This is a genomic window from Nonomuraea sp. NPDC049152, from assembly GCF_040648355.1.
GTDB lineage: Bacteria > Actinomycetota > Actinomycetes > Streptosporangiales > Streptosporangiaceae > Nonomuraea.
The window spans coordinates 1-16276 of sequence record NZ_JBEZDO010000047.1 but is presented as its reverse complement, the minus strand read 5'-3'; the positions used below and the strand labels follow the sequence as shown (position 1 = coordinate 16276).

Below are 16276 nucleotides of genomic sequence, written 5' to 3'. Positions count from 1 at the left end.
ACGCTCGTCCTGCAGTCAGGCGATCCCGAGATGGCGGCGAACGGCGCGCCCCTCGGCCATGTCGTAGGGGCCGAGGATCACGTCGGCCTCCTTCCAGCAGCGCAGGGCCCGTTCCGGGTCCCCGAGGTCGGCCCACGCCTGTCCGAGGCGGCTCAGGATCCTGCCGGTGAGCAAGGGGTCGTTCATCGACTGGTAGAGCGGCAGCGCCTCCTCGCCGACCTTCACCGCCTCTTCTGGGCGACCCAGGGCGCGGTAGGCGTCCATGAGGCGATGGGACGCCCATGCCGCCCTGAGCGGCAGCCCGCCTTCGCGGTAGGCCTGAGCGCTCTTGAGCAGGCTGTCGATGGCCTCCTCCATGTTGCCCGAACGGAACGCCGCCGCCGCGGCGCCCAGGTGGTTGACCCCGATCCCCTGGGTGTCGCCGATCTCGTGCGCCAGGCGGAGCCCCCGCGTCACGTGGGCCCTGGCCTCGCCGACGAAGCCGGCGTCGCCCAGCGCCATGGCCAGCAGGCCGTGGGCGCTGGCCGCCAGCCGAGGGCTGTGCTGCGCCTCCGCGACGGCCAGCGCCGCCGACAGCAGGCTGATCGCCTCGTCGACGCCGCGCACCCGGAGCGCGCCCAGCCCCAGCGCGTGCAGGACGGCGCCGAGGATGAGCCGGTCGTCGATCTCAGCGAAACCCGTCACCTCTGCCAGCAGCGGCACCTCTTCTGAGAGGACGCGGGTTCCCGAACGCCCCGCCTGCTCGACCGCCGCGCTGACGTTGGCCTGCTCCGCGCGTACCCAGGCGCGGGCCGCGGGCGCGTCGGCGAAGGTCAGCTCAGGGCCCTGGTGCCCGGCCTGATGGACGAACCCAGGGAGCGAGACCCGGCAGACTCCTCTGATTCCCGCCAGGTAGTGGTCAAGCAGCCGGTCGAGTGCAGCCGTCCGTTCGTTCGCCGGGTCCACCTGCTCGGCGAGCCCTCTGGCGTACAGGCGGACCAGATCGTGGTAGCGGTAGCGGGCGGGCCCTCGCGACTCCAGCAGGCTCAGATCGACGAGCGACTCGCAGAGGTCCTCGGCTTCTGCCTGGCCCACATCCAGGACGGCCGCCGCGGCGGCGACGGACAGGTCAGGTCCGTCCATCAGCGCCAGCAGCCGGAACGCCCTGGCGTGATCGGCGTCGAGCGGCTCGTAACCGAGTGCGAAGCACGACTCCACCGCATCGCGGCCGATCTTGAGCTCGGCGAGCCTGCGCCGCTCGTCGACGAGCCGCCTCGCCAGCACCTCCACGCTCATGCCCGGCCGCGCGGCCAGTCGCGCCGCCACGATCCGTACGGCCAGCGGCAGCAGGCCGCAGGACTCGACCAGCTTGACCGCTTCCGCGGGCTGGGCGGCGACCCGCTCCGCCCCCGCGACGCGAGCCAGCAACTCCAGCGCCTCTCCCCGGCGGAACAGGCCGAGCCCCTCCTGGTGAGCACCTGGCAGGTCGCCCAGCCACGACCTGCTGGTCACCAGCACCGCGCAGGTGGCGGCTCCGGGCATCAGGGGCGCGACCTGACCAGCGTCCGTGGCGTCGTCGAGCAGGATCAGCACCCGCCGTCCCGACAGCACCGACCGCAGCCGCGCGGTCCGCTCGTGGACCCCCGAGGGGATCTCCCTGGCGCTGAGGCCGAGCGCCCGCAGGAAGTCGGCGAGCACGTCTTCGGGCCGCAGGGGTGCGGCTCCTGCGCCGCGCAGGCTCGCATAGAGCTGCCCGTCCGGGAACGCGGCTCGTACGGCATGCGCCACGTGGAGCGCCAGCGTGGTCTTGCCGATCCCGCCCGCCCCCGAGACGGCCACCACGGTCAGCGCGTTGCCCGGGCTGATGGTGAGCCGCTCCGCCAGCTGGGCGATCAGCTCCTTTCTGCCGGTGAAGTCAGGGATGTCAGCCGGTAACTGTGCTGGCCGCAACACCGTGAAACCCACCCCAAACCTGATCCACAACGAGTCGCCGAACAGAGCAAATAGCTATCATTCGTACGAATATTCCGAAGGCGCGGTATGGAACGATCTCATAGGTTGTACTTCTCGGTACTAGGTCCAGTGCGGGCCTGGCAAGGCGACAAGGAGCTCAACCTCGGCTCGCCACAGCAGCGTGCGGTGCTCGGCGCCCTCCTTCTCCACGAGGGCAGGGCGATCAGCTGCGACGCGCTCATCGCCGCGATCTGGGGACAGGACCCGCCATTGCGCGCCCTCAGCACCCTGCGGACCTACGCCTACCGGCTGCGGAAGGTGCTGGAAGCCGACAGGTCGAGGCCCGGCATGGTCGTCTCCGTGGGCACCGGCTACGCCATGTCCGTCCCCAAGGGCGCGCTGGACGTGTCGGTCTTCGAAGAGAGGTACGCCGAGGCCGAGAAAGCCCGCGCGGAAGGCGACCTCACTCGCGCCCGCGCGCTGCTGGCAGCGGCCCTCGGGCTGTGGCAGGGCGACGCCATGGACGGCACGGCCGGGCCGTACGCCGAAGCTCAGCGCGACAGGCTCGGCGACCGCCGCCTGAGCGCCCTGCAGGTCAAGCTCGAACTGGACATCGAGCTCGGGCGGGCCACGGAGGCCGTGGCAGACCTGGCCGTGCTGTCTGCCGCGCACCCCCTGCGGGAGTCGCTGAGCGGTCTGCTGATGCTGGCTCTGTACCGTTGCGGACGGCAGGCGGAAGCGCTGGAGGTCTTCGACCGCACCAGGCGACTGCTCGCCGAGGAACTCGGCATCGACCCGGGAGGCGAGCTCAGGGAACTGCATCAACGCATGCTCACGTCGGACCCCGAGCTGCTGCCCGCCCGGCTCGACCTCAGATCCGACCCGAGGCCGTCACCGGTCCGCCACGAAGAAGAGGCACTCCCGCGGGTGGCCCAGCTGCCCGCCGACCTGTCCGACTTCACCGGCAGGGACGAGGAAGTCGCCCTGCTCACCGAGGTGCTGAAGTCCGGCTCCGGGCAGGCGACCACCGTGGTGAGCCTCTCCGGCAAGGGCGGCGTGGGCAAGACGGCCCTGGCGATCCACGTCGCTCACCTGCTCAGCGACGCGTTCCCCGACGGCCAGCTCTACATCGACCTGTGCGGAACCGGAGGCCGGCCCGTCGAACCCACCGCGGCGCTGCGCGAGTTCCTGTGCGCGCTCGGCCATCCTGATCTGGACATCCCCGACGACCCGACACAGCGGGCGGCACTCTTCCGCAGCCTCATGGTGAACCGCAGAATGCTCGTCATCCTGGACAACGCCGTGGACGACACGCAGGTCAGGCCCCTCCTTCCGGGAACGGGAGGCTGCGCCGTCCTGGTGACGAGCAGGGCTAAGCCCGCGGGGCTGCCGACCACGCGCAGAGTCGACCTCGACGTGCTCAAATCCCGCGACGCCGTGCGGCTGTTCACCAGGATCGTGGGGGAAGAGCGGGTCGTCACCGAGCCGGAGGCGGCGGAGAACGCGGTCGTCCTGTGCGGGTTCCTGCCGCTCGCGGTGCGCATCGCGGCCTCCCGGCTGGTCTCCAGGCCGCTGTGGACGACCTCCTCCCTGGTCGGGAGGCTGGCCGACGAGCGAAGACGCCTGTCTGAGCTGCGGTTCGGCACCATGACCGTCGAGGCGACCTTCCAGCTCGGCTACGAGCGGCTCGACGCGGCGCAGGCACGCGCCTTCAGACTGCTCGCGAACCTCAAGACCACCTCGTTCTCGCTGCCTGTCGCGGCGGCCGTCCTCGGCCTTGAGGTGCTCGACGCGGAGGAGATCGTCGAGAGCCTCGTCGACCTGGGCATGCTCGACTCGCCCAGCTCGGGCCGCTATCGCTTCCACGAGCTGCTGTGGCTCTACGGGCGAAACCTCTCCGAACAATCCGACGGAACGACCCCATTGGTCATGACCTGAGACGATGGGCCATCCTCGTCGACACCCGATTGACGGCACATTGACGGAGCCGCCGGTAATCCACGCGGATCCCGGAGACCGTCCGTCCATCAATCATCAAGATCGTGGCTGCAGGATCCAGAGGTCAACCTCGACCTGGAGACTCCTGATGAAGTGGAATCAGCTCACGATGGGCGCCGGCGTGCTGCTCATCGCCACCATGCTGTCCGCCTGTGGCAGCACGGACACACCGGCGGCGGCCAAAACGGACACACCGGCGGCGGCCAAAGAGGACGCCCCCAAGGCGACCGAATCCGCGGGAAAGTTCATCGCCAAGTACGGCAAGACAGACACCGACGTCGCCACCGAGGGACTGGAGCTGCTGAAGTCGAGCAAGGTACTCGAAAGCTTCGCCGACAGCCTCAGCGAGATGCTCATCCTGCCGCACGACGTCACATTGGCCGGTGAGCAGTGCGACGAGGTGAACGCCTACTACAGCCCGGACGAGAAGAAGATCACAATGTGCTACGAGCTCGTGGCCGACGGCTTCACCCGGTACCGCGACAAGGCCGAGTCCGAGGAGGAGAACAACGAGCACGGCCGGGCCAACCTCGTCGACACGCTGTACCACGAACTCGGCCACGCCGTGATCGATATCTACGGCCTCCCCGCCCTCGGCAAGGAGGACGACGCGGCCGACCAGTTGTCCGCGTTCATGATGTCCCAGAGCGACGACGTTTCCTTGAGCGTCCAGACGATCAACTACTATTTCGCGTCGGCCGGCGACCAGGACCGGGCCGCGCTCCCGTTCTATGACGAGCACTCGATGGACGAGCAGCGGGCGTTCAACTACATGTGCTGGATGTACGGCTCCGACCCCAAGGCCTACGCCGACTGGGTCGGGCAGGACGGGTTGCCGGAGGAGCGGGCCGCGAAGTGCCCAGCCGAGTACGAAAAGCTCTCCAACTCATGGTTGAAGCTACTGGAGCCGCACCTCAAGGACTGAGGGCGAACTGCGGAACACCGGCCCGCACGCCTTCGAGTACGGCCTGCCGTACGACAGGCTGGTTGAACCGCAGCGGCGACAGGTCACCCAGGATTCCCATGCCGACCAGCGCCGACAGGGCGGCGGCCGCCTGGCTGTCCGGCAGACCGGCCAGGTCGGCCACAGCGTGGAACTCAGCCGCGTGGTCGAGCGTCGCGACCGCCCTGGCCAGCGCGGCGGCCCCTGGACCCGCGTGGCGCAGCTGGCCGGCCACCCACCGCTCGATGGAGGTGGACCGCTTCCCCGCGCCCTGCGCCTTCATGTGCTCGGTGAGCAGAAACGTGTTGCCGCCCGTCTCACGCAGGCACGAGGCGATGAACGCGGGCTCCGGTTCCGCCCCGAACAGCTCGGCGGCGAGGGCCGCCGCCGCCTCGCCGGGCAGACCACCCAGGCGCACGAGGCTGAAGAGCGAGCAAAGCGACTCGAGCAGCTGATCGTCGCCGGCCGGGACGCCGGTCGCCCTGGTCGCGGCGACCAGGAGGGGTACCCGCTCGATGCGCCTGGCCAGGTAGGCCAGCCAGCGCAACGAGCCGGGGTCGCACCACTGCAGGTCATCGATGGCGATCAGCAGCGGTACACGCTCCGCGAGCCGCACGGCAAGCCGGTAGAGCGCGTGCAGTGCGTCAGGACCACCCGACGACGGCCGGTTGTGCCAGACGATGTCGGCCGCGGGCTCGACCGTCCCGCTGAGCAGTTGCTGCCGCTCCTGCGCCGGCAGGCAGTACAGGATCGGCTCGAAGATCTGCCGGGCCAGGCCGTAGTCGTACTCGCGCTCAAGCGGGTGCGCCTGCGCCCACACCACCTGGAATCCGCGCATGTCAGCCAGTGCCTCCACCCCCCTCAGCAGCTGGGTCTTGCCGACACCCGGCACGCCGTCGAAGAGCAGGCTGCCGCCCGTGCCGGACTCGGCGGCGGCCATGGCCGCTCCAGCGGCCGCGAGCTGATCGTCCCGACCGAGGCAGCGTAGGCGGGTGACCGGCTTCCTGGTCTCCACCGGTGCTGGTGGCAGGTCGAGCTCTGAGGTCTGCGAGAGGATATCCGCCTCGAGTTTGCGCAGCTCAGGCCCGGGGTCGACACCCAGCTCCTCGGCCAGATAGCGACGTGCCTCGCCCAGTGCGGCAAGGGCATCGCCCTGCCTGGACGAGCGATAGAGGCCCAGAGCGAGCAGCCGCCAGCCCTCCTCGCGGGTGGGTTGGGCGCGCGCGTGCGCTTCCAGCTCGGGTACGGCCTCGGCGTGCCGGCCCAGGGCGAGCAGGGTGTCGAGTCTGCGTTCCGTCGCCCCGAGCTGGAGTTCCTGCAGCCTGGTCACCTCTCCCCGTGCCCACAGGGTGTGCGCGAACTCGGCGTAGGCCGGACCGCGCCACAGGCCGAGTGCCTCGTCGACCAGACCGAGGGCGGTACGTGGATCGGCGGCCACTCTCGCCTGCTGCAGCAGCCGCTCGAACATGGCCGAGTCGAGTGCCGCCTCGTCCACACGCAGGACGTAGCCGCGCGGCTCGGTGATCAGCACGGACGGCCGGCCAGGTTCCTGGGCGGGCGGCTCGACCACGCGACGTAGCCGGCAGATGAACGTACGCAATGAGGACAGCGCCTGCGGTGGCGGGCTACCCTCCCAAAGATCGTCTATCAGCTGGTCGACGGGAATGACCCTCCCGGGCGACAGCAGTAGCCGGGCGAGAACCGCCCTGCTGCGTGGCGTGCCCACATCCAGGCGATCATCCCCCCGCCACACCTCGACAGTTCCGAGCACGCCGAAACGCATCGGCCGCATTGTTGACCCCCCAACGGTTCCGATCTGAACGGAGGCCATGGTGAGGGGGGCCGGTAGACATTTCATAGACGAAGAATCAACGATCCGTCGATCGCCCAGCGCCTAGCCTCGGATTGGCTGCTGACCAGCGGGACCGGGCGCAAGATTTTCATCGACGCGCTCGGCGGCTACGTCGCACTGGCCGCTGGCGTGGCGCTCTGGCTCATGTGAGCGCGTGCGGCTCCGCCGAGCCGTACTCCGCTCCGGGACCGCGACCGTGTGGACGTAACCAGCCTCACGAAGCCCGCGCACTGCTACGGGGCTTCGTAGGGACCGGTTGACCTGAGATGTAGAAGAGCTGTTCGCGGCGTGTGGGGTCGCTTCCGCCGTGCGGCGAGCAGGCTATCGCGATGGGCTCGTTCTTGGAGGAGTTCAAGCCACCTGCGTCCCCATGTTGCGCTCGGTTCGGTCCGCTTTGCAGTGCCGCCGTACGGATGCACCCCTCACGATCGCCAGGTGAGAGTTGGGCACCGCACGTGGCTGGGGCGATCGAAGGCCCGGGACCTGCGAGCGCAGGAAGGCGGCCCACGTGATGGACGCCCGCTCGGGTGCCGGATCAAGACCCTCCTGCTTGAGGATCTCCCGGACCGTGGACGCAGCGACCTTGGGACCTTTACCCCTGACAAAACGTGCTGCTGCCCGTACGGCTCGGCCGTGCGGGCAGCCAGGGGGTTCAGCCGCAGATGACCCGGGCGCCACCCCAGCTCGTGCGGTCCCACCAGTTGTTCACGTCGTACTTGGAGACCACCAGGACCAGTCGGCGCACACCGGTGACGTCCAGGTCGACGGCCAGCGGCTGGCCGCCGCCCTTGAGGACATCGCTGGTCAGTAGCGGCTTCCCGTCACCCTCGACGCGCACCACGACGTCGCCCTCGGCTCCGGGCTTGTTCATCGAGTCGTCGATGCCGACGGCGGAGACGAACCGGGTGCAGGCGCCGCCCAGGTGCAGTTCCAGCCGCGCGTCGGCGTTGGAGCCCAACCCCTTGGCGTAGGCGACGCCGCCCAGGGAGATGGCGCCACCGTCACCGGCCGCCGACTCGCCGTTGTGCCGGTCCCGTTCCCAGGGGCCAACGCCACCGGTCGAGGACACCCAGGGCAGGTCGCTGAGGTGGTGCTCGCCGGGGGCGGGCGCCTGCGGCCCCTCGACGACGCCGACCTGGAATCCGGCGAACTCGACGATGCCCCGAGCTTGCGAGCCGCCGTTGGTCGCGGTCATGAACAGACCTGCGTCCAGCGCGACGTCCGCCGGAGCGGGCGCCGATCCGGCCTCGGTCCAGGTCTTGCCGTCGCTGCTGCAGGATCCGGTCACGGTGTCTCCGGTTCGCGCCAGCCGTACGAAAGCAGGAGCCTTGATCGCGCTCAGGGCGGTGTAGCGGTCGAAGCTGCCGTTGTTGTCGTTGTCCCAGGAGAACACGCAGCCCTGTCCCGGAGTGAGCGCGATGTTGACGTAGCCCGCGCCGCTCGCCGTACCCAGGTCGGTACGGGCGATCAGCCCGGCTCGGGCCCATGGGCCGGTGTTGTCCTGCGCGGTCACCCGCGTGCTGACCATCGTGGCCGGGGCCAGCACGTCGTCGCGGTAGATCGCGCCGAAGTGGTTGGTCCCGCCCCAGAGGTCGCTGCCGCCTCCCTCGATGGCGTACTTGTCACCCGCGCGGCCGAACTGGGCCGTGTTGGTGGTGACGGTCTTGTCGGGGGCGGAGACCGGTCCCGACCGCATGACCCTGACCGGTACGGTGACCCGCTCCGCCTTGCCCGACCGGGTGGAGGTGATGACGAGGGTGAGGGTGGAGACGATGGTGTCCGCTGCTCCCGTGGCCGAGACCTGGACGGAGACGGGCGCCTCGGCACCGGGCGCGAGCACGCCGACCCGTCTCTGCGCCGGTTCGACGGACACGCCACTGCCCTGCTGGGTCTCGAAGCTCACCACGGTCTCGTCGCCTGCGGTGAGGGGATCGGGGTTGCGGACGGTCGCCTGGAGGACGGCGGTGGCCCCGTCGGGCAGGGCGGAGGGGATCAGTGTGGCTCGCGCCTGAAGCGGCTCGGGGTCGGCGCGCAGCAGGTCGAGCACCCGTGAGGCCACCTTGTGGACGTCGCCGCGGGGAGTGGAGGGCAGGGACGTCGGTGTGGCGGCCCAGTCGGCGCCGTTCTGGTACCAGTCGAAGGACTTGGGCGCGCGATTCTCGGCCAGCGCGGCCGACAACTCCTCCAGGTACTTCTTCCAGCGGGGCGCGTAGTAGCCGCCGACCAGCCCGGCCCACTCGCGGTTGGCGTAGTCGCCGAGCCCCGCGTTGAAGCCCGGTCTGTCGCCCCAGACGGTGAGCAGCGTGCGCGCTGCCTGCTCCATGCGCTGAACCTGCCCCTGGTCATCGGACCAGGTGCGGACGTCGGCGAGCAGGCTGCCGAGCATGGTCTGCTCGTTGGTGGCGGCCAGTTGCTCCAGGAGTTCCAGGTGCTCCATCCACTGGGCCGCGAGCGCGGCGAAAGCCGGGCGGTCCTTCGCGGTGTAGGCGGCCTTCAACCGGGGCAGCAGCGAGCGGCTCCGGTTGGACAGGACCTGACGGGCGACGTCGGCCAGGTCGTAGCGGTAGGCCGAGCTGCCGCGCAGCTTCGGGTCCACCTTCATCAGGGCTGGCAAGGATGCGGCGAAGGCGCTGGCGTCGTACCTCATCGAGGAGGGCGACCATCTCGCGGCCTTGGTGGCGTCGAGTGAGGGCACGGCGGCGAACAGGCCGTCCTGCGCCTCGCTCGAGCCGTCGGCGGGCATCGCGTAGGCGGTCTTGCCTATGGTCGTCCAGGCCCTGGCCGCGTCGGCGTCGGGTCCCCCGTACCGGCGTGCCGACCAGTCGGCGAACCACTGGGCGACGTCGACGGGGCCCTCCCGCCAGGCGAGTCCGGTGAGGAAGTCGAAGGCCGCCGGGTTGTTGTCGCCGCCCTCGGGCATGACGGCGATGCCGTCCAAGGTCGAGCCGGGAGCCGCGCGCCAGCGCCAGAACCTTTCCTCCCAGACTCCGATGTTGGCCCCCATGGTGGTGTGACCGCCGAAGTTCCAGATGGAGCCGAAGGCGTAGGTGCTGTCGGGCCAGTCCTTGTTGCGGTCGGTGCCCGCGTAACGGTCGGACAAGCCGTCGACGATCAGGATCCTGGATCGGTCGATGCCTGCGAGGGTGTCGGGGCGCGGGTTGTTCTGCCAGCCGAGTAGGACCCACGTCGCACCGGGCCTGGCGGCCTCCAGCGCATCCTGTACGGCCTTGCTCGCCACGGGCACGTTGACATCGCCCGCGACACCACCCTCGTGGAGCAGGTCCATCTTGTAGTGGCTCGTCGCGCCGAACCGGGTGGCGGAGCTCGCGTAGAACGTCTGGGCGACCTCGGCGAACGGGGCCGAGGTGGGGGCCAGCCAGTCGGGGCGCTTGAAGCCGACCCAGCCGCCCTGCGGCACGACGTGCGCACCGCTCACCTTGGTGGCGAAGCCCGGCGGGACGGTGCCGAAGTAACCCGGCAGCACGGGGGTGATGCCCAGTTCCCGCATCCGGTCGGCGATGCGCCTGCCCAGGGCCGCGCGCTTGTCGACCAGGTCGCGCGTGACGGCGGCGGGGTAGCAGCACATGTTCTGCAGCAGCCACCACGGTTGGTGCGACGGCTGCGGGATCCAGCTCAGCAGTTCGGCCTCCGAGTAGCCGAACTTCATGAACGTGTCGAGGTAGACGGCCTCGGCGCCCACGGGAACGAACGCCTGATTCACCCCGTGCAGCGCCAGCACGTCGATCTCCCGCTCCCAGTCCTCCCAGGTTCGGTAGGCGCCGGTGTAGCCGTCGTCGGTGTCGTTGAGCGCGAACCGGTTCTTGACGTTCGCGCTCTGCAGGATCTCGCCCTGGGGCAGCGGCAGCTTCTTGGCGGGCAGATGGTCGAGGGAGTCGCCGTTCCAGGAGACGTCGACTCCCGCGACCCGGTCCAGATAAGTGTTGACACCGGACATCATGGCGTTGGGGCCAGTGGCGGAGATGCGCACCTTGCTGCCGTGCCGGTTGATCCTGAACTGATCCTGGCCGGTGCTCTCCAGGGGGATGAGCTCAACCTTCTTGGCCAGCCTGTCTGGCAGGAGCCGAGTCAGGGCCGCCTCGACGGGCGCGGTGTCCCAGGTCGTCTTGGCGCTCGCCCGGGGGACGAACGCGGCTAAGAGCAGCGTGGGGGTGAGGAGTGACGCGGCGATCTTGCGCATCATGGGCGTCTGCTTTCGTGCCAAATATTTACGAATCGTTCGTAAGTATTTGGCGGGAAGCCATACGGGTCAAGGGGTCACGGTGAGATAGTGATCGCATGAGATCGGGCGAGTCAGCGAGAAGCCCGGGCGTGCTGCGTCAGATCAACCGCAGGATCGTCCTGAACGCCGTGCGCGCCGTCCCGGAAGCCGCGACGGTGGCGACGCTGATCGAACGGACCGACCTGTCCCGCCCGGCGGTGACCCGGGCCGTCTCCGACCTGGCCCGCGTCGGGCTGGTGGAGTGGCTGGAAGCCCGGGGCGCCGGCCTCGGCCGACCCGCCCAGCAGGTGCGCTTCCGGCCCGAACTCGGCTACGTCGCCGGAGTCGGCATAGACCCGCGCAGCATCCACACGGTGCTCACCGACCTGTCGGGCACGCCGGTGGCGGCCCGGACCGTCGCGGCCCCCGCCTCGGGCGCGGCGATCGTCCGGGCCGCGGCCGACGCCATCGACTGGTGCGCGAGATCGGCAGGGGTGGACGGGGACGGGCTCTGGGCGATCGCGGCGGGAACGCCGGGGGTCATCGACGCGGACGGGGCGATCAGGGTGGCCCCCAGCATCGCGGACTGGGCGGGCCTGCCGGTGACCTCCGTACTGCGTCAGCGCTTCCGCTGTCCCGTCTTGATCGACAACGACGTCACCCTGGCCGCGCTGGCCGAGCGCTCGCTCGGCGCCGCCTCCGGGCACGCCACTTTCGCCTACGTGACGTGGGGCGAGCGGGTGGGCACCGGAATCATGATCGACGGCCGGCCGTACCGAGGGGCCGCCTCAGCCGCGGGCGAGCTGGGCTTCCTGGATGTGACGGGAGAGCCGGACCGGCCCCCCGCCCCGGCGCGCGACGGGCTGGGCAGCTTCGAGCGCCTCGTGGGAACCGGCGCCATCCGTGAGCTGGCCCTGGCCTCCACGGATCCAGGGTCCCCGCTCCACGCGCATCTGCTCGCCGCCGGACGCGACGACATCGCCAGGGTCCTGTTCGAGTGGGCGGCGCAGGGGGACGCCGTCGCGCAGGCGCTGTGCGAGCGTGTCACGGGCCGGTTCGCCGCAGGGCTGGCCGCTCTTCTGCTCCTGCTCGACCCCGAACTCGTGGTCATCGGCGGCGAGGTCGCGACCGCGGGCGAACCGCTGCTTCACCTGCTGAACGGGCACCTGGCCGCACGCCTCCTGGTCGAGCCGCGTCTCGCCCTGTCGCGCTTGGGCGAGGACACCGTGGCCCTCGGCGCCGCCATCCGGGCCCTGTCTTCGGTCGACGAACGGATCCATCGCCTTTCGGACGACCCATAGGCGCCCTGCCGGGGCACCCGCGTCCAGGATGGTCGTATGACCTTGCGCCTGCCGAAAGCTCCAGCGGCATGTCGGTATTCGTGGAGGACTCCGCCAAGCCGGTCTCGTCGGCGCACATTGAGGTCGGCCAATCCGGCTGGATCGGTGATGGGATCCGGGACGGGTGCGGCTCTCCTGTAGGGACAGGTTAGCCGGAAGGTTGTGGATCAGGCCGCGGTGATGTTTGCCGCCTTGTACCCTTTCGGGCGGCTGGATGATCACCGAGTGTTGGACGGTGCGTGATGGCGGAACTGACGGCGTACGAGGCCGGCTGGCGCAAGATCTGCGGCGACCTGGACAACCATCCCCGGATCAAGATCCTTTACGCCTTGCAGGGTGAGCTCGACACGGGTTTCACCGATGTCGCCGCCTCGTAGGCGGCTCTCGTGGGCGAGCAGGAGGTCAAGGCGCCCGCCGCACTGGAGCAGTGTGGTCTGCGCTTTCGGGAACTGGGGCGCCAGTGGAAGGGTGAAGGGCCGTTCGTCAACGGCGAGTTCTACCTCACCCACATCGCGCGGGCAGTCAGCCCGAGGCAGGAAGAGGAGTGGATCGAGTCGTGGGAGGGCAAGGAGCTTTTCCGGTCATCGCAGCTGCGCATTATCGATGAGCACCCCATCACGGGTACGGGTCACTACGCCGCACTGCGGCTGCTTCCAGATGGGGGCGAACCCGAAATCTGGTGGGTGGCCGAGCCTCGCTATGGCGCCTGGAAGATGGACGTTGGCTACCGTGAGTACCTGGAGATGCTTCAGCTGACCAAGGGCGCCTTCGGCTGGCAGTTCTTGTTCACCCGGGCGCCGCTGGGTAATGAAGAGTTCGAGCGCGTGCGCGATCGAATTGAGAACATGCTCGACGCATTGCCGGTCCTGTTCCCCGAGCGCGACTACGAGCCGCTCACAGAACGCTTCTCCGCGCGTCTTCGAGACGGGTGCGGCTAGATCTCACTGACCTGAGCGATCAAGTAGTGAGTGCGTATTCCTCCTGTCCTGGTGATGGGCGAAATGAATGCGGTGGTGTTCGCGGTCGAGGTGGTAGGTCCAGTAGGTGTCGAGGTCGCCGTTGCTGATGACGGCTCTGAGTTTCTCGGAAGCCTCAGCTGGCGATCTGGTACTCATGGATGAGGCCCCCGAGGATGGCTTCACGGTGACTCGGTCTCGGTCATGGGGACGAGTCTGACCACCGGCAGGGGTTTCGTGCGATCACCCGGGTCCCGCCGGGGGCTCCCCATCCGGCGCCGGCATCCGGGAGAGCGCGACGATGCGCTCCAGCGCCGCAGCGTGCCGCTGGAACGCCTGCCGCCCCTCAGGAGTGAGCCGCACGTAGGTGCGCCGCGCCCGCTTGTCCTGCCCCTTGTGCACCTCCACGTACCCGGCGCCGGACAATGCGGAGACCTGCTTGGACAGCGCAGAGTCGCTGGTGCCGATCGCGTCCCTGAGGAAGCCGAAGTCGACCCAGTCGGCCGGTGCCAGCACCGCGACTACCGACAACCGCGCGGGTACGTGCAGGAACTCATCGAACTGCGGGTCCATAAGCCTGCAGCGCAATCGACGTGATGATCCTGCGGACCACGGGCAGCCAGGGCGGGTATTCGTGTGGAAGGTAGCGCCAGGGGATGCCGGTGCGGTCGACGTAGAGGATGGCGTTCATGATGGCGCGCAGATCGTGCTCGCAGGGGCGGCCGATGTCGAGACCTCTGCCGCGGCGGTCGGCGCGCCAGGCGCTCAGCACGGGCTCGACGAGTGCCCACCGTGCGTCGGACAGGTCGCTGGGGTACGGTCGCTGTTCGGTCACGTTTCCGGGGTACCGCGGATCAGACCTCCTGACCAGACCTTAGCGTTAACCTTCAATCGCATACGGTGACATGTCCGGCGTCTTGGGACGAGACAGGATCTTCCGGGAGGAGATCGGCATGCAGCGGGCTGCTCATCGAATGCCGCCGTACCGATATCCGCTGAAAGCACACAAATACGGCGCGCGAGAAGGCGGGCCTAGCGGGCGATCCATCACCTAACGGGATCAAACGCCCACTCAGGCCCCGTTTCCGATGGTCGCGCTGGGGCAAATGAGACCTCATCCCGGTGGGTGGAGGGCCCCTGCATGAGCGACACGCTGAAGCTGATCACCACACCGGACGCCGGCACGCTCATCCTCCAGCCCACCTGCGAGCTGACCTGGCAAACCGCCACCGCCCTACGCGCCTGGTTCGAGGAATACGCGAGCGACCCGGGAGCGGCAGCGCCAGATGTTGATCGACATTACACGTCGTTCCGCAAGGGCGGCAGGGCTGAACCTCCAGCAGTGGGATGACCTCCTCGTCGAGGTTTCAGCGTGGTGTGGAAGCGTGACCATGACGGGCGTTCCTGGAGCACCCTCCCCAAGGCCGTCAGCGTCGTGTACGGCGCGAGCCGCCGAGGAGGCCGCCGGTGCTGCCCGCGCCGATTCCCGCCTGGTGCAGGGCCAGCAGGCACAGGCCGAGCAGCATGACCGTCACGCCGCTGATCCCGCCCGGGATGTCGATGCCCAGCAGTTCAAGCAGGAAGCCGAGTCCGAAGATGATCGCTGCCACGATGGCGAGCATGTCACCTCACCTCATTTCTGGGAGCCCGACAGCGCGAGCAGTCGTTCGAGCGTGGCCCGGTAGTCGCGAAGAGTCAGCCTGAGCTGCTCGGTGTCGCGTTGGTCGGTGTTCTTCCACCGGTCGCGCAACTCGCTCGTGCGCGTGGTCAGCGAGCTGGTGAGCGTGGCGACGATCTCTTCGACCAGCTCGTCCGCCTGCTCCATCGACTTGCGCGGGTCGTCCACGAACGTGGTCTGCAGGTCTCGCCAGCGCGTGTGCGCCTGCTCAAGGTCCTGGTCGAACAGGGCGGGGCTCTGCTGGGGTACGGCATGTTCTCGGGCTGGGGCGGGTTTGGGCTCGACCGGCACGTCGCCGGTGGCGGCGTCGGGGTCCGTGGACCGCCTGTCCTGGGACACTACGTGGGGGTCGGTCGAACTATGGGTCTCCTGGCCCGTCGGCTCCTCCATCGAGTCGGGGGCATCCCTGCGGGCCTGTTCCCGTTCCACCGTGCGAAGGGCCAGGGCCCGTCGCTGGGACGTCGTCCTTGTTCACCGCTTCTTCGTGCTGCCGCGGCGTTCGCAGGTCTTCGTCTTCGTGCTTGCGCGGGTCCATGTCGTCACCGTCCTCCGGGATCGCGACGGGAGCTGCCTTCGTCATGGTCATCGCGGCCCGTCGCCGGATCGCGGCGGGAGGCGCGGTCGTTCGCCGGCGACTCCCCGACGAGCTCCTCGAACAGGGAGCGGTAGTGCATCATCGCCTGGCGCAACTCCTCCGTCGAGGCCTTCTTCGCGGCCGCACGGCCACTGATCTCATGGGCTTGCCGGTACTGGTCGAGAGTGTCGCCGTGCCCCACCGAAAGGTCGGACACCCGCTGCTCGAAGTCCTCGATCGGGTAGCCACGCTCGGCCATGACCGAGGTCACCAGTTGGTCGGCCTCCGTCACCGCGAAACCAGGCGCATCGACGAAACGCTTCTGCACCTCCGTCCAGCCACGGCATAGGTCCGTCGACTCTCGGGCTCCAGCGGACGAATGTCGAGCTCAGCGACGCGCTCCTCACGGGCGCGCAACTCCTGTTCGGCCGCGCCCCTGTTCTCCTGCTCGGCCAGCGTGCGTTCGTATTCAGGGCCGAACCGTTCGCGGAGGCGGCCACGGCGCTGATGCCGCAGCACGAGATATGCGACTGCGGCGATAGCCACCACCACTACCACGACGACGGCCACCCAGATCAGAGTCTCGGTGGTCATGTGACGCCTCCAGATCTGCTTGTCGAGATCACGACTGCCCCGAAGACGAAGCTCGAAACGCCCAGGTCAGCCCACTTCTATGGCTTGCCATCGCCACGGCTGATGACCGCCCGCGCCCCCGGCCCCAAAGGCAGGTCGGCGGCCGAGCCGTCGGCTTCCAACCAACCAAGCTGGTCGGCGAGTTGCCTGG

Annotated in this window: 15 protein-coding genes; 6 read left to right on the top strand and 9 right to left on the bottom strand. The window is 69.0% G+C overall.

Features of this window, described 5'->3' with window-relative positions; all coding sequences use genetic code 11:
- Nucleotides 1-15: 15 nt before the first annotated feature.
- Nucleotides 16-1932 carry an NB-ARC domain-containing protein gene (locus tag AB0B45_RS47420; RefSeq protein WP_358144951.1) on the bottom strand — a complete coding sequence of 639 codons (1917 nt, stop codon included), beginning with the start codon at nucleotides 1930-1932 and terminating at the stop codon, nucleotides 16-18.
- Nucleotides 1933-2061: 129 nt separating this feature from the next.
- Here AB0B45_RS47420 and AB0B45_RS47415 point away from each other — a divergent pair, with 129 nt between their 5' ends.
- Nucleotides 2062-3870, top strand: a complete 1809-nt coding sequence (locus tag AB0B45_RS47415; protein WP_358144949.1) for a BTAD domain-containing putative transcriptional regulator — start codon at nucleotides 2062-2064, stop codon at nucleotides 3868-3870.
- A gap of 148 nt (nucleotides 3871-4018) precedes the next feature.
- Entirely contained in the window at nucleotides 4019-4855 is an 837-nt protein-coding gene (locus AB0B45_RS47410) for a DUF4344 domain-containing metallopeptidase (RefSeq protein ID WP_358144947.1), read from the top strand.
- Here the strand turns inward: AB0B45_RS47410 and AB0B45_RS47405 are convergent.
- Both AB0B45_RS47405 and AB0B45_RS47400 read right to left on the bottom strand, forming a co-directional pair.
- Complete coding sequence (locus AB0B45_RS47405) at nucleotides 4845-6656, bottom strand: BTAD domain-containing putative transcriptional regulator (RefSeq protein WP_358144945.1); 1812 nt, start codon at nucleotides 6654-6656, stop codon at nucleotides 4845-4847. The two genes, AB0B45_RS47410 and AB0B45_RS47405, sit on opposite strands and share 11 nt — an antisense overlap.
- A 721-nt stretch (nucleotides 6657-7377) precedes the next feature.
- Nucleotides 7378-10926 (bottom strand): alpha-N-acetylglucosaminidase TIM-barrel domain-containing protein, encoded by a 3549-nt coding sequence (locus tag AB0B45_RS47400; RefSeq protein ID WP_358144943.1) that lies wholly within the window; start codon nucleotides 10924-10926, stop codon nucleotides 7378-7380.
- A gap of 128 nt (nucleotides 10927-11054) precedes the next feature.
- Here AB0B45_RS47400 and AB0B45_RS47395 point away from each other — a divergent pair, with 128 nt between their 5' ends.
- The 3 genes from AB0B45_RS47395 (at nucleotide 11055) to AB0B45_RS47385 (ending at nucleotide 13222) form a co-directional block, all read left to right on the top strand.
- The gene (locus AB0B45_RS47395) at nucleotides 11055-12245 is read left to right on the top strand and encodes an ROK family transcriptional regulator (RefSeq protein WP_358144941.1); all 1191 of its coding nucleotides are present in this window, start codon (nucleotides 11055-11057) and stop codon (nucleotides 12243-12245) included.
- 281 nt (nucleotides 12246-12526) lie between these two features.
- Nucleotides 12527-12661, top strand: coding sequence for a hypothetical protein (locus tag AB0B45_RS47390; RefSeq protein ID WP_358144939.1), 135 nt, complete (start codon nucleotides 12527-12529; stop codon nucleotides 12659-12661).
- A 9-nt stretch (nucleotides 12662-12670) separates the two neighbouring features.
- Nucleotides 12671-13222: a hypothetical protein gene (locus AB0B45_RS47385; protein WP_358144937.1), complete on the top strand. Its 552-nt coding sequence runs from the start codon at nucleotides 12671-12673 to the stop codon at nucleotides 13220-13222.
- A gap of 261 nt (nucleotides 13223-13483) precedes the next feature.
- On the opposite strand, the gene AB0B45_RS47380 is transcribed toward AB0B45_RS47385, so the two are convergent.
- Both AB0B45_RS47380 and AB0B45_RS47375 read right to left on the bottom strand, forming a co-directional pair.
- Nucleotides 13484-13813 (bottom strand): transcriptional regulator, encoded by a 330-nt coding sequence (locus tag AB0B45_RS47380; RefSeq protein ID WP_358144935.1) that lies wholly within the window; start codon nucleotides 13811-13813, stop codon nucleotides 13484-13486.
- Nucleotides 13794-14075, bottom strand: a complete 282-nt coding sequence (locus AB0B45_RS47375) for a transposase (protein ID WP_358144933.1) — start codon at nucleotides 14073-14075, stop codon at nucleotides 13794-13796. The genes AB0B45_RS47380 and AB0B45_RS47375 overlap by 20 nt, the downstream gene beginning before the upstream one ends.
- A gap of 306 nt (nucleotides 14076-14381) precedes the next feature.
- On the opposite strand from AB0B45_RS47375, the gene AB0B45_RS47370 reads away from it, so the two are divergent.
- A complete protein-coding gene (locus AB0B45_RS47370) occupies nucleotides 14382-14591 on the top strand; it encodes a hypothetical protein (RefSeq protein WP_358144931.1) in 210 nt (69 codons plus the stop codon).
- Nucleotides 14592-14667: 76 nt separating this feature from the next.
- On the opposite strand, the gene AB0B45_RS47365 is transcribed toward AB0B45_RS47370, so the two are convergent.
- From AB0B45_RS47365 to AB0B45_RS47350, 4 genes are all read right to left on the bottom strand, one after another.
- Nucleotides 14668-14862, bottom strand: a complete 195-nt coding sequence (locus AB0B45_RS47365; protein ID WP_358144930.1) for a hypothetical protein — start codon at nucleotides 14860-14862, stop codon at nucleotides 14668-14670.
- A gap of 11 nt (nucleotides 14863-14873) precedes the next feature.
- Complete coding sequence (locus tag AB0B45_RS47360) at nucleotides 14874-15347, bottom strand: hypothetical protein (protein WP_358144928.1); 474 nt, start codon at nucleotides 15345-15347, stop codon at nucleotides 14874-14876.
- A 110-nt stretch (nucleotides 15348-15457) separates the two neighbouring features.
- Nucleotides 15458-15784, bottom strand: coding sequence for a hypothetical protein (locus AB0B45_RS47355; RefSeq protein ID WP_358144925.1), 327 nt, complete (start codon nucleotides 15782-15784; stop codon nucleotides 15458-15460).
- The gene (locus AB0B45_RS47350) at nucleotides 15781-16086 is read right to left on the bottom strand and encodes a hypothetical protein (protein WP_358144923.1); all 306 of its coding nucleotides are present in this window, start codon (nucleotides 16084-16086) and stop codon (nucleotides 15781-15783) included. Before AB0B45_RS47350 ends, AB0B45_RS47355 begins: the two co-directional genes overlap by 4 nt.
- Nucleotides 16087-16276: the final 190 nt, after the last annotated feature.